13 protein-coding genes and 1 riboswitch are annotated in these 14,003 nt (G+C 33.1%); of the genes, 4 read left to right on the top strand and 9 right to left on the bottom strand.

Annotated features, from left to right (window positions below):
- The first annotated feature begins 53 nt into the window (after positions 1-53).
- Positions 54-722 carry a ClpP family protease gene (locus QYS47_RS07235; RefSeq protein WP_308357185.1) on the top strand — a complete coding sequence of 223 codons (669 nt, stop codon included), beginning with the start codon at positions 54-56 and terminating at the stop codon, positions 720-722.
- Positions 722-1,960: an ATP-dependent Clp protease ATP-binding subunit ClpX gene (gene clpX / locus QYS47_RS07240; protein WP_308357184.1), complete on the top strand. Its 1,239-nt coding sequence runs from the start codon at positions 722-724 to the stop codon at positions 1,958-1,960. Before QYS47_RS07235 ends, clpX begins: the two co-directional genes overlap by 1 nt.
- 157 nt (positions 1,961-2,117) lie before the next feature.
- Here clpX and rimK read toward each other — a convergent pair whose 3' ends face one another.
- The 8 genes from rimK to QYS47_RS07280 all read right to left on the bottom strand — a co-directional run bounded on the left by rimK (position 2,118) and on the right by QYS47_RS07280 (position 10,117).
- Positions 2,118-3,029: a 30S ribosomal protein S6--L-glutamate ligase gene (gene rimK, locus QYS47_RS07245; RefSeq protein ID WP_308357183.1), complete on the bottom strand. Its 912-nt coding sequence runs from the start codon at positions 3,027-3,029 to the stop codon at positions 2,118-2,120.
- Between the two features lie 49 nt (positions 3,030-3,078).
- Positions 3,079-4,278 (bottom strand): homoserine dehydrogenase, encoded by a 1,200-nt coding sequence (locus QYS47_RS07250; protein WP_322348200.1) that lies wholly within the window; start codon positions 4,276-4,278, stop codon positions 3,079-3,081.
- On the bottom strand, positions 4,265-5,278 hold the full coding sequence (locus tag QYS47_RS07255) for a homoserine O-acetyltransferase family protein (RefSeq protein ID WP_302126748.1): 1,014 nt from the start codon (positions 5,276-5,278) through the stop codon (positions 4,265-4,267). The genes QYS47_RS07250 and QYS47_RS07255 overlap by 14 nt, the downstream gene beginning before the upstream one ends.
- Positions 5,265-6,593, bottom strand: a complete 1,329-nt coding sequence (locus QYS47_RS07260; RefSeq protein ID WP_322348201.1) for an O-acetylhomoserine aminocarboxypropyltransferase/cysteine synthase family protein — start codon at positions 6,591-6,593, stop codon at positions 5,265-5,267. The genes QYS47_RS07255 and QYS47_RS07260 overlap by 14 nt, the downstream gene beginning before the upstream one ends.
- Positions 6,594-6,947: 354 nt before the next feature.
- A riboswitch (SAM riboswitch) is annotated at positions 6,948-7,039 on the bottom strand.
- Positions 7,040-7,176: 137 nt separating this feature from the next.
- Positions 7,177-7,851 carry a lysoplasmalogenase gene (locus tag QYS47_RS07265; RefSeq protein ID WP_322348202.1) on the bottom strand — a complete coding sequence of 225 codons (675 nt, stop codon included), beginning with the start codon at positions 7,849-7,851 and terminating at the stop codon, positions 7,177-7,179.
- A gap of 105 nt (positions 7,852-7,956) precedes the next feature.
- A complete protein-coding gene (locus QYS47_RS07270; RefSeq protein WP_302099731.1) occupies positions 7,957-8,316 on the bottom strand; it encodes a T9SS type A sorting domain-containing protein in 360 nt (119 codons plus the stop codon).
- A gap of 43 nt (positions 8,317-8,359) precedes the next feature.
- Positions 8,360-9,850 carry an NAD(P)H-hydrate dehydratase gene (locus tag QYS47_RS07275; RefSeq protein WP_322348203.1) on the bottom strand — a complete coding sequence of 497 codons (1,491 nt, stop codon included), beginning with the start codon at positions 9,848-9,850 and terminating at the stop codon, positions 8,360-8,362.
- A gap of 30 nt (positions 9,851-9,880) precedes the next feature.
- A complete protein-coding gene (locus QYS47_RS07280; protein WP_407660363.1) occupies positions 9,881-10,117 on the bottom strand; it encodes a DUF2256 domain-containing protein in 237 nt (78 codons plus the stop codon).
- Between the two features lie 65 nt (positions 10,118-10,182).
- Here QYS47_RS07280 and sucD point away from each other — a divergent pair, with 65 nt between their 5' ends.
- Together sucD and QYS47_RS07290 are read left to right on the top strand one after the other, a co-directional pair.
- Positions 10,183-11,055 (top strand): succinate--CoA ligase subunit alpha, encoded by an 873-nt coding sequence (sucD, locus tag QYS47_RS07285; RefSeq protein WP_302099732.1) that lies wholly within the window; start codon positions 10,183-10,185, stop codon positions 11,053-11,055.
- An 81-nt stretch (positions 11,056-11,136) separates the two neighbouring features.
- Positions 11,137-11,598 carry a YehS family protein gene (locus tag QYS47_RS07290; protein ID WP_308357179.1) on the top strand — a complete coding sequence of 154 codons (462 nt, stop codon included), beginning with the start codon at positions 11,137-11,139 and terminating at the stop codon, positions 11,596-11,598.
- Positions 11,599-11,717: 119 nt separating this feature from the next.
- On the opposite strand, the gene QYS47_RS07295 is transcribed toward QYS47_RS07290, so the two are convergent.
- Positions 11,718-13,967, bottom strand: a complete 2,250-nt coding sequence (locus QYS47_RS07295) for an FUSC family protein (RefSeq protein ID WP_322348204.1) — start codon at positions 13,965-13,967, stop codon at positions 11,718-11,720.
- Positions 13,968-14,003: the final 36 nt, after the last annotated feature.

Here is a 14,003-nt window from a genome sequence, read left to right on the forward strand (position 1 = left end):
CCTTTCATTAAAGGACTTTTTTTTTAAATTTGTACTTATAACCAAATACTTAAATGATTAATAAAGAGGAATTTAGGAAATTTGCCGTAAAAGGTGAAGGTTTATCAGGTAGCATGGTGGATTCATATGTGCAGCAAGTAGAGAATATGACTCGTGCTGTAATTGAAGAAAGACCAACCAATTTTAGAGAGATTGATGTTTTTTCTCGTCTAATAATGGACCGTATCATCTTTTTAGGAATGCAAGTTGATGATAATATAGCTAATGTAATTACCGCTCAGTTATTATTTTTGCAATCTGTAGATGCTAAAAAAGATATTAGCCTTTACATCAATAGTCCAGGTGGTTCTGTTTATGCTGGTTTAGGTATCTATGATACCATGCATTACATCTCGCCAGATGTAGGAACAATTTGTACTGGATTAGCTGCTAGTATGGGTGCTGTATTATTAGCTGGGGGTGCAGAAAAGAAAAGATCTGCTTTACCTCATGCAAGAATTATGATTCACCAACCGATGAGTGGTATGCAAGGACAAGCTTCTGATATGGAGATTTCTTTGAAACAAACATTATCAGTTAAAGAAGACTTGTACAATATTCTGGCTCAACATAGTGGTAAAACCTACAAACAAATAGAAAAAGATTCTGATAGAGATTTCTGGATGAGAGCTGAAGAGGCTAAGGAATACGGTTTGATTGACGAAGTATTAGTGAGAAAATAATGGCAGAAGACAAAACACAGGTAAGCTGTTCTTTTTGTGGACGTAACAAGAAAGATGTCGATTTGATGATCTCTGGGATTCATGCACATATCTGTGATAAGTGTATCGCTCAGGCTCAGCAAATTCTACAAGAAGAGGTTAAAACTAAGTCTTCATCTAAAGATCCAAAGTTCAATCTTATTCGTCCGATTGAGATGAAAGAACATCTGGACCAATATGTGGTTGGACAAGATGAAGCAAAAAAAGTAATATCAGTTGCAGTATACAATCATTATAAAAGATTGATGCAGAAATCTACTAAAGATGATGTGACCATTGAAAAGTCAAACATTATTATGGTAGGAGAGACGGGTACTGGTAAAACTTATTTAGCGAAAACATTAGCTAAAATTTTACAAGTGCCTTTCTGTATTGCTGATGCTACAGTTTTAACTGAAGCAGGTTACGTAGGTGAAGATGTCGAAAGTATTTTGACTAGACTATTACAATCTGCTGATTACAATGTTGAAGCTGCTCAAAGAGGAATTGTTTACATTGATGAGATTGATAAAATAGCTAGAAAATCTGATAACCCTTCTATTACAAGAGATGTGAGTGGGGAAGGGGTACAGCAAGCGATGCTAAAACTTTTGGAAGGAACTTCAGTAAATGTTCCACCTCAAGGAGGAAGAAAGCATCCTGATCAGAAAATGATTAATGTTGATACTGAAAATATATTATTCATTTGTGGAGGGGCTTTCGATGGAATCAGTAGAAGTATTGCTTCAAGGTTAAACACAACTCCATTAGGTTTTGCTAAATCAGATTCAAATGATGAAGAAATAGATAAGGATAATCTATTACAATATATCACGGCTCAGGATTTGAAAAATTTTGGTTTAATACCAGAATTGATAGGTAGGTTACCTGTTTTAACTCATCTTGATCCTTTAAGTAAAGATACTTTAAAATCGATTTTAACGAATCCGAAAAACGCATTGGTAAAACAGTATACCAAGCTTTTTGATATGGAAGGTATTAAGTTGGTTTTTGAGGAGTCTGCTTTAGATTATATTGTAGATAAAGCTGTAGAATTCAAATTAGGTGCAAGAGGATTAAGATCAATTTGTGAGGTAATCATGACAGATGCCATGTTTGAATTTGATGGAGAATCATCAGGAACTGATTTAGTAATTGACAAGAAATATGCGGCCTCTAAATTTGAGAAATCTAAATACAAAAATCTTAGGGTAGCTTAATAGATATTAGAGTTTAGAATCTAGATTCTAGACATTATTCATAAACAAAAAGAGGGTCTGCTTATAAATATTTAAAGCAGACCCTCTTTTTTATTTCATGAAGTTAAATCAGCAATTCATTCTCTAGAATCTAGCTTCTAAAATCTAGTGTCTTATTTTATGCTTTTACATTATCCTTCGGTAATCGTTTTTTATCTTTTCCTCTTTCTATATACTCGATAATTTTTCCAGCAATATCAATTCCTGTTGCTTTTTCTATTCCTTCTAATCCTGGAGAAGAATTCACTTCTAGAATTAATGGCCCTCTTGATGATTGAAGCATATCAACGCCAGCAATGGCTAATCCCATAGCTTTTGCCGCTTTAAGAGCCGCAGCTTTTTCTGCTCGACTTAATTTTATAACATTTGCAGATCCACCTCTATGAAGATTAGAACGGAATTCTCCTTCTTTTCCTTGTCTTTTCATTGCGCCCACTACTTCTCCATCCACCACAAAAACACGAATGTCTGCGCCACCTGCTTCTTTGATGAATTCCTGCATGATTACCCGAGCTTTTAATCCTTCAAAAGCTTCAATTACGGATTCGGCAGCTTTCCTAGTTTCAGCAAGAACTACACCTAAGCCTTGAGTTCCCTCTAATAACTTTAATACAACAGGGGCTTTTCCTAAGTGCTCTAGAATATATTCGCCAGCATTTTCAGAACGATTAGTAAAAGCTGTTCTCGGCATATTTAATCCAGATCTTGAGAGAATCTGTAAACTTCTCAGTTTATCTCTTGATCGAGTAATGGCTAATGAATCAACCGCACTAAAAGTTTTCATCATTTCAAATTGGCGAACAACCGCGGTACCATAAAAAGTAACAGAAGCCCCAATTCTTGGAATTATAGCATCTATTTTTTCCAGCTTTTTACCATGGTAATAAATAGAGGGTCCGGCTTCATCCATGATGATATCACAATGCATATGGTCAAGCCTTATCGCTTCATGACCTTTTTGTTCAATGGCTTCTAATAATCTTCTAGTAGAATATAAATTTGGGTTTCTTGAAAGTACTGCAATTTTCATTTATATAAATTTTTAACACCCCCAAATTAGTTTAAAAAAGATGTTATCCCTAAAGTAATGACTCAACTTTTGTAAAATCATCATATAATTCTTCATTTATTTCAGCCCAATAAAATTTTTCGTCTTTTAATTTTAGTTTATTCAGAATTTGAAAATTTGTTTTAATGATTTTATGATTTGAGAATTCCTCTAAAATATCAAAACCCTCTGAATTTTCGATTTCTTTAGAACCTGATACAAAATAGACCTTGTCAGTTAAACTATTGCTTTTACCAAACCTCTCATTATTCTTAAAACGTGTGGAAGCCAAATTATAGCGAATATCTTTAAGGTTGGATAACACGGCTAGTGTTGTAGGATAACTTCCTGCTCCTTTACCTTTTAAAAATTGCTCACCTGAAAATTCTGAATTTATAATGACGCCATTGTATTCATTTTCAATATTGTAGAAGTCATGTTTTTTAGAGATAAGCTTCGGCTCTATTTTAGCTTCTATTTTGTTATTAGCTAATAATGCCTCGCCTATCAATTTTATTTTGAGTTGGTGTTTTTTTGCATATTCAATAATATTATTGTCTAATGAAGTTATGCCCTGCATAGGAATATTTTCAGGATGGATATATTGGCCAAAGGCATGATAAATCATTATGGATAATTTAAAGCGAGTGTCTTCACCGCTTACATCAGAGTATGGGTCTGACTCTGCAAAACCAAGTTCTTGTGCTTTATTTAAGGCATTATCATATGATTGGCCATCGTCAACCATTTTGGATAAAATGAAATTACAAGTTCCATTTGCTATGGTTTCAATCGATTTTATCTTATCTGATTGGAAATGCTGATCAATAGTTCTAATTATCGGTATACTGCCACAAACAGCGGCTTCGTAAAAGAATTTTACATTATTTTTTTTACTTATATTGAATAGTTCTTCTAAATATAGGGCAACCATTTTCTTATTTGCACTTACCACTGATTTTCCATTTTGAAATGCTTGAGTAACAATTTCAAATGCTTCTTCAGGATCGTTAATAAGTTCTATAATAAGGTCAATTTCGCTGTCCTCAACTATTTCATTTACATTTTGAGTTAACAGCTCTTTTGAAAATTCTATGGTTCTATTCTTGTCGATATTTTTTACGGCTATTCTTGTAATTTCTACTCCATAATCTTCATATTTTTTAAGAGCTTGGAATACGCCAGTTCCTACAACTCCAAATCCTATTAATCCCGCTTTAAGCTTTTTCATAGTAATTCTTTTTAAAATTTTTTTCAATGAGTCGAGATATTTTGTTGCCTTCTATTAAAAAGGCATCATGCCCTTTTTTTGAGTTGATAATCTCTAATTTTGCATTGGGTATATGATGCGCCATAAGCCCCTGTTCTTTTAAAGGGAATAAGTTATCGCTATCAATTCCAATACAAAGCGTATTGGTTTTTACTAATGAAAGTATTTGTTCCAAACTTCCATTTCTAGCTGATGCTATATTATGATTATCCATCATTTTTGATAGAATAAAATAGCTGTCGGTACTAAATCTTCCCTTAAACTTCTCGCCCTGATAATTTAAATAGGAGACTATATTCCAATCATCCTGTTCATTTTTACCTTTTTGATTAAGTTCAAAATCATCATAAGATCGGTAACTTAGCATAGCAATTTTCCTTGCAATTGCTATTGCCTCATTTTTTGAAATCGAATTGTTGGCTCCCAATGAAATGGCTTGCCGTTGCAATTCATTAAATGCTATTCCCCAAGAAGAGTGTTTTGCATTTGATGCAATCAAAGCCTGATTTTGAATAATTTCAGGTTCTATCAGGCTCCATTCTAATGCTTGCTGCCCACCTAATGAACCACCAATTAAAATGTCAATATTTGTAATATTTAAGGATTTTCTTAAATCAATAAATGCTTTTATAACATCTCTATTGGAAATTTCTGGAAATTCATCTCCGTATTTTTTATTTGTATCTGGATTTATTGACTCTGGGCCAGTGCTTCCGTAGCATGAACCCAATATGTTGGCACAAATTACAGTGTGTCTTTTTGGATCAATAAAGCCGCCATTTTCAAAATATAAAGAAGGCCACCATGATTTAACAGTGGCACTTCCTGTGAAGGCATGACAAATCCATATTATTTCTTTTTGGTTAGAAATTTCACCTTCTATTTCATAATGTAGGCTTGCCTGGTGTAAAATTTCACCATTTTGCAGAACAAACTTTTCAGGTAATTTATGTTGTGGCATAACTTAATTCATGAATTTTTTGAAAAGCTTGAGTAAAATCAGCTATAATGTCATCTATATGCTCAATACCTACAGAAACTCTTAATAATGTAGGAGTAATGCCTGCTGATAATTGTTCTTCATCGGTTAATTGTTGATGAGTTGTTGCAGAGGGTTGAATGATTAATGTTTTTGCATCTCCAACATTAGCTAAATGACTTACTAGTTTAAGATTATCAACAAAGCCTTTTGTTTCTTCTTTATCACCTTTAATAGTGAAAGATAAAACACCTCCGTAACCATTGTGTAAATATTTTTTAGCTAATGGATATGATTTGCTACTTTCTAAACCTGGATAATTTACTTTTTCCACCAATGGGTGTTTCTCAAGCCAATAGGCTAGTTTTAAAGCATTATCTACAGTTCTCTGAACTCTGAGAGATAAAGTTTCAAGACCCTGAAGCAGTAGGAAACTATTGAATGGACTCAAAGCAGGGCCATAATCCCTTAATCCTTCCACTCTCGCCCGTATAGAAAAAGCAATATTGGGTAAGCCTAAAGGATTATTTTCACCAAAAGTTTCCCAAAAATTAAGTCCGTGATAACCTTCTGAAGGTTCTGAGAATTGTGGGAACTTACCGTTGCCCCAATTGTAATTTCCACCATCTACGATTACGCCACCAATAGAAGTACCATGGCCGCCAATCCATTTAGTAGCAGATTCAACAACTATGTTTGCTCCATGTTCTAATGGTTTAAATAGGTAACCACCAGCTCCAAATGTATTATCTACTATTAAGGGGAGATCATATTTTTTTGCTAGGGCTGAAATGGCTTCAAAATCAGGAATGTTAAAGGTAGGATTGCCTATTGTTTCAAGATAAATTGCTTTAGTATTTTCATCTATCAATTTCTCGTAAGATGATATTTCTTCATATTCAGCAAATCTTGCTTCTATCCCTAATCTTTTAAAAGCAACTTTAAATTGATTATAGGTACCACCATATAAATATTTAGTAGCTATGAAATTATCGCCAGATTCTAAGATGTTATTTAGAGCTATAAATTGTGCAGCCTGTCCAGAGGCTACAGCCACTGCAGCTACACCTCCCTCAAGAGCAGCAATTCTTTTTTCAAATACATCATTGGTTGGGTTCATTATTCTGGAGTAAATATTTCCGAATTCTTTTAAACCAAAAAGATTTGCTCCGTGATCGGAATCGTTAAAAACAAAGCTAGAAGTTTGGTAAATAGGAACTGCTCTTGCATTTGTACTTTGATCTGCTTCTTGTCCTGCGTGTAATTGTAGTGTTTCGAATTTTTGTGTAGTTGACATAATTATAAAAATTAAAAGATTGAATAAATGATTATATGATAGTTCTAAAATGATCCAATGCGATAAATATAGTTTGATTCGACTGGATTGAATTTGTAATAAGTTGAATTTGAGAGGATTAAAATCTATTAAGCGGGTACGCTCAAATTAGAAAGGTTATAATTATCCTTTTAAATTTTGATTTAATCCAAAATGAAAGAATTGCTTTTAGCAACAACAGCACATTCGCATTCGCATGCTGGCCTTTGAGATAATAGATATAAATCTATTAGATAGTAATTGTGAATTTTTGTGTGGAGCCGAATTGGCTTTTCTGAAGTGTTCGCTTAATGCGATTTGTTCTAAGTTGTTCATAATTTATATTTCCCTTTCGGGCAGGATTTGGCACCTTGAATCAGGTTGCCAGAGGGTCACCGAGCCTGTCTCTTACCTCTTCGTTATAAATTTATTTTCGAATTAATGCTTCAAATTTAGAGAAAGCTTTTTGAGATATACAAACTTTTTGAATTAAAAATATTAAATAATTGAAGATAAAGTTTTTATAATTATATAAAGTATAATAAAAATACAATTAATATTTGATTTACACTTCTGATTTATGTTTCAATAGCCCATTCACAATTAACCACTGTGCAACAATGTAAGTACTCATTACCGCAATACCAGCATAAGGAATAGTATGTGAAAAACGATTTATAGCTAAAATTGAATCTGAAATAGTAAATAATGCAGCACCCAAAACAACAAATTGAAAGCTTTCGTTAGTGGTTTGATTTTTTCTATACCACGCAGCAACCACCATACTTGCAATAATTAAAGCATAAAGGGCAATAGGTACTTGGATTACGCTGTCTACATAGGGTAAAATGAGGTATGCCATTAAGCCTAAATAAGCAATGATAATAAATGGAAATGCAGACCATCTGAAGCTAAATGAATCCTTAAAAGTTGCCTTTTTATAAGCAACAATATATACAATATGAGCTGCTAAAAATGCTGAAAGTCCAGCGAAAAAGAAGAGAAAATGCTTAACCGTAAAAAGTAGCATAATATCTCCAATCCAACTAAAAGCTAATGCCAGAGTTACATAACTAACCCATTTTTCATTCCTTCTACTATCCGATTGATCCCAAAAATAGGTTAATAGAGAGATCATAAGAAGAGGTTTTGCAATTTGATGTATAATATCTATCTCAAATTGTAATGAGATAATTTCAAGAATGGCAACAATCCAATAAAAAAGGGCCTTAAATTTCATATGAAAGAGTTTATCGAAAAGTACTTATTATTCATCGATAAAAAAAGTAAATTTATGCAAATGGGTGTATATGTAAGAAATGATTAATTGGATTTAGAAATATAATTATTTCTTTAAGAACTTTTTCAAGCTCTTTTTTGAATCTATGGTAATCATTACATAATAATGCCCGCTAGGAATATTTTTTAGGTTGATTTTGTAAAGGCCATCGTCAATTTTTTCAGCTGAGCTATTCATTTTAGTTCCTATGATACTCATGACTTGAATTTCAATTGACTTGTTGATTTTCTGCTCATCTAATTTAAGATATACAAAATCTTCAGCAGGATTTGGGTAAACTTCAGCGTCTTTAAGAATAGTTACAATATCCTTGTTATATTCAACAATATTTTTCGTTTCACCAGCGTTCATTGAGAAAACTGATAGTAAGAAAGTGAACAACAATATATATCTTAACTTATTCATTAAATTTAATTACGTTTCAAATATACTAAAGTTATAGTAAATATTAATTTTCTATCTTTTTAAAAGCATTTTGAAGCTTTTCAATCATTATGCTAGGGGTCATAAAATTTTCACCCTTTTCTTCTTTACTTATATCACCACTTAGGCCGTGCAAATATACTGCCAACTTTGCTGTTTCATAACTATTTTTTATTCTTGGATATATAGCTGCTAAAATTCCACATAACAAATCTCCACTACCTCCTTTAGCCATTCCTGCATTTCCAGTTGGATTAAAACTGATTTTGCCATCAGCATCACAAACAGCTGAAAATTTACCTTTCAATACAACTACAACCTTATGATGCATACAAAATGATTTTAGTTGCATAATGGCTTCAAAATTATTGGAATATTTTCCAACCAACCTTTTAAACTCACCATGGTGGGGTGTTAAAATGGTTCCTTCTGGTAATAGATTTAGTAACTCTCTATTTTCAGCAAGTAGTGTAATTGCATCTGCATCTAATATAAGTTGACCTTGGTAATCTTTTAACAGATTCTCTAAAAGCACTAATGTTTTATGAGCAAATCCTATTGCAGGACCGAAAACAATAACATCCTGTTTGCTGTAATCCAGATAACTTCCTAATACATATTCATTTTCATCTGTAAGGATCAAGGCTTCTGGAATTTGGTTTTGGACGATATCAATGCAATGTGGGCATGTTTGAACAGAAATCAGCCCAATTCCTGAGTGAAGGCAAGCTCTTGCTGCTAGTATTGCAGCTCCCATTCTTGCATAACCACCCGCAATTATGGTAGCTCTTCCTCTGTTACCTTTATGGGCTATCGATTTTAATTTTAACCTATTTTTAATTGCTGAATCTACCTCGTAAATTGAGTAATCGCTTAAGCAGTTATTAATATATTCTTTGTCAAGTTTAATGTCCAAAATTTCGAATTCTCCAATGTATTCCTGGTTTTCAGCCATCATGAATGCTAGTTTAGGAACTTGGAAACTCAATGTGTAATCTGCTTTAAAAATTATTTCGGAAGGACTCGCTTTATCAGCAAATAGACCAGAGGGCATATCAATGGCTATTTTATTCGCTTCAAAATTATTAACCTTTTTAATTAAATCAGCAAGCCTTCCTTCAATAGGTCGAGATAATCCGGAGCCAAAAATTGCATCTATTATTATCGATTTTTCACTAATCTGTTCGGGCAGTTCTTCTAAAAATGATATTGTATTAATTTTTTTAAGCCTTTTGAGGTTTTCTTCAAAATCATCTGAACCATTTTTACCTAATGGAAGTATAACCTGTACTTTATAGTCACTTTCAGAAAGTAATCTGGCTACTACTAATCCATCCCCTCCGTTATTTCCTGAGCCTGCCAATACATAAACAGAAAAATCATTGTTGAATCTTTCAGTAATCCATGTAAAAAGCTCGTAGCTTGCTCTTTCCATTAGATCAATACTTTTTATTGGTTCATTTTCAATAGTGTATTGATCAGCTTCTCTAATTTGTTGAATATTTAAAATCTTCATTCAAATAACTTTCAGTCTTTATTCTAAAATTTAATTCTTTTTTAAGAATTTTGCTTCTTTACTACACTTTTTACTACAATATTTTACGCTTTCCCAATTCTTTTCCCATTTCTTTCTCCATACAAAAGGTCGATTACAAACAGGACATGTTTTAGAAGGTAGGTCACGCTTCTTTGTCATTTTGGTCATCAATTGGTCTTTTTTTAATTCTAATTCATAAAATGAAATATTGTTTACTTTCCATTTATTAAAGTTCTTATCAAACAAGCATGAAATTACTTTGTGAATGAAGGCATTTCTTCTATTTTTGCAGAAACTTTAAACAGAGCATAATGAGCGTTTTAGTCAATAAAGATTCTAAAGTAATTGTACAAGGTTTCACGGGTTCAGAAGGTACTTTCCATGCTGAACAAATGATAGAATATGGCACTAATGTGGTAGGAGGGGTTACTCCAGGAAAAGGAGGACAAACACATTTGGGTAAACCAGTTTTTAATACAGTTGAAGATGCTGTAAAAGAAGCAGGAGCAAACGTATCCATCATATTTGTTCCACCTGCATTTGCTGCTGACGCAATTATGGAAGCTGCTGATGCTGGAATTAAAGTAATCATTACGATTACTGAAGGTATTCCAGTAAAAGACATGATGAAAGCAAAAACCTATATTCAAGATAAGGATTTAACTTTAATTGGCCCTAACTGTCCGGGTGTTATTACTCCGGGTGAGGCTAAAGTTGGTATTATGCCTGGTTTTGTTTTCAAAAAAGGAAGAGTAGGTATTGTATCTAAATCAGGTACTTTAACTTATGAAGCAGCGGATCAAATTGTGAAAGCTGGATTAGGAATTTCTACTGCTATCGGTATTGGTGGTGATCCAATCATTGGTACCCCAACTAAAGAGGCGGTAAAAATGTTGATGGAAGATGATGAAACGGATGCTATTGTGATGATAGGTGAGATTGGCGGAAACTATGAAGCAGAAGCAGCTAGATGGATCAAAGAAAATGGCAATAAAAAGCCTGTAGTTGGATTTATAGCTGGTAAAACTGCTCCAGCAGGAAGAAGAATGGGCCACGCAGGCGCTATCATTGGTGGTAAAGATGATACTGCTGAAGCAAAAATGAAGATTATGGACGAATGTGGAATCCACGTTGTTCAGTCACCAGCTGATATAGGTGAAACCATGAAAAAAGCTTTATCTTAATTAGGAGATAACTAATAATATTTAATTGCAGGCTGTTTTAGTTTTTTATACTGAAACAGCCTTTTTTATTTTTAGCTAGATATGACCAATAACGATATTTTAAAAAGACTTCGCTTCACTTTTGATTTCAGTGATCAGGAAATGATTTCAATATTTGATCAGGCAGATTATAAGGTGACACGATCACTGGTAACCGACTGGTTAAAAGCAGAGGATCATGAAGAATATAAGGATATTCATGATGATCAATTAGCAACTTTCTTAAATGGCTTAATCAATAAGAATAGAGGTAAAAAGGAAGGTGTTCAACCCACAGCAGAAAAAGTATTAGAGAATAATGAAATTTTAAAGAAGCTGAAAATAGCTCTTTCTTTAAAAACAGAAGATATAGTGGATATTTTTAATTTAGCTGAAAAACCAATCAGTCCACATGAGATAACTGCCTTTTTAAGAAATCCAAAGCAAAAACAATATCGACCTTTTCAAGAGCAATATTTAAGGAACTTTTTAAATGGGCTACAGATAAAATACCGAAAGAAGTAGCTTCAAGTAATTTTATTTTAATATAATTATATGGCTTAAATTGAAATAAGATTAAACCATTGATTTTAGAAGGGAAAGGCTTAAATGATAAGTACAGAAAATAAGCGGGATCTAGACCTTTATTTCACTAAGTCCGATTCTAAGCTTTCGATTACTTTCTTGATATTGCCTGATATAGTAACTAGCCACTTCATTTGATCTGATATTAAGCGCGTAGACTGCAATCTTTTTCTTAACTGGGGGTCAATTGGCTTTGTTTTCTCAAATGCTAACTCCTGATTTCGAATAGATACTAAGCTTTCAAATCTTTCTTCTAAATGCTGATGTGCAAGCTCTAATTCGTCTTCAGAAATAGAGCCTGTTTGGTCTTTTTTAAGTAAGCGCTGTATAGCCTGTTTAAGGTTGAGGTCTATAGTTTTAATTATAAATTCAAAGTCTTTTGAAACTTCATTCTCTTTATGATTAATTAAATAGGTTCCTAAGGAGGCCATTGCAGCAAGGAGTGTTTGATTTATACTAACAATCTCATTTATTTTGCCCACATGATGTTGCTGGGATTTGGGTTCTTGGCTTAATCGCTGAAATGCTGCATTTAAATTCCCCATTTCTAAAAAGGCTTCCTTTCTAGCTAGTTTATAATCTGTAAGGCCACTGTTTTCATGGTAATACCGATCAATTTGGGCGAGATATTTTCTATTAGCTCTTAATACTTTTAATATGGTGTTTTGTATACTTTCTGATTCCCATGTAGGCCATAGTAAAGTACCGGCTCCAAATGCAATAGCTGCTCCTATTATTGTATCTACCACTCTATATTGTATAACCTCAAATGCGTCTGGGTTTATGAGAGTGTAAATAAAAACGATACTGGTTGTAATAAAAACGGAGGCGGTTTTGTAGTTTTTTTGGATAAAGCTAAGCGCAAGAGTTAGTGAAACAATTGCCAAAAAGGCAAATAAATAAGTGTTTTGATTGATTAAAACTATGAGGCTTGCAATTGATGCTCCAATTAATGTGCCGTATAATCGATGTTTTGATCTTTTTTTGGTTAGGGTATAACCGGGCCTCATTATTACCACAATCGTTAATAATATCCAATAAGTATTTTGTAGTGAAAATAAAGTCCCGATTGTGTACGCTAAAAGCATAGCAATAGTGAGACGAGCGCTGTGCTTTAAAATAGGTGACTTGAAACTAAAATTCTCACTTAGTATATTTAGATCGTAATCTTGCTGAGTGATAAACTGCTTTCCCTCTTTACTTCTAATTCCAATATTTTTTTGGTTTTCGAGATCATAAAATACCCTTTCAATGGAATCAATTTTTTGAATTTGGTTTTCTTCATATTCAAGTAAATTTCTAAGCAAAAGAGCACCCTCTCTAGCTTCTGGTAATCCAATATCATTTTTATAAGTTTGAATAGTTTTTTCACATAATTGGATCAGGATGTTAAAGTCTATTTTATGCGAGAGTTTTTTGTTTTCTAACATCGCAATAGCCATTTGGTCCAATCTATCTGATAATTGAAATACTAAATCTATAAATGGGCGAACATATTGTGGTTTTTCTAGAAATAGACTATTTATTTTTTCATAATTAGCTGGGTTTGCCATTGAGAGTTCTAGAATGTCAATTAATTCAATGAAGATCAATAATTGTTTTCTCTTATAATTTGAAAAACCAGAGCTCTGCCTTTCGGTCAATAAAAGTTCTCGCAGAGTTTCGTGAGTGGCGTTTATAGTGGTTTGCAGCTCAAATAGTTCTTTTTTTAATTCTTCAGCCTTGCCTTCTCCTATAGCTAAATTTCCCCTGATTCGAATGTATTGAGCTGTAAACTGTAGGCATGAACTAAGTTCTTTATTGATTTGACGTTTTTGGAGTAATGGATGAAATATAGCCGATAAAAATAAATACCAAAAGCCTCCAATTGCAATGAATAATCCTTGAATTAAGATTTCTTGGCCAACTTGCGGATGTGCAAAGCTTAATACGATAGCTAATAAGCCTGAAAAAGAAATTAAGGAAGCTCTAAAACCATAAACCGAAATAAAGGATATACCGAAAATAAGAAGTGACATTGTTGGTACCAACAAATAAGGGTTTGGAGCTACATAGGTAATGGCTATGGTGGTTAATAATGCAATTAATGTAGCAATTAAAATTCCAATGCTTTTATGTTTTCGGCTACCGGGAACATCACTTCCTGAAGTAAGAAAAACACCTATGGAAATGCTAAGTAGATAGGAGATTTGATCAATTTGGATTCCAATTATTAAGGGTAATACGATACCAAAAGTGACTATTATAGATTTAAGGAAATCAGGGCTTTTAAGAAAATTTAGAATCTGTTGGTAGTAGTTTTTTATCATAGAAAATGAGGATCTGCTTCATTATACTCATTTGTT

This window comes from Marivirga arenosa (assembly GCF_030503875.2).
GTDB lineage: Bacteria > Bacteroidota > Bacteroidia > Cytophagales > Cyclobacteriaceae > Marivirga > Marivirga arenosa.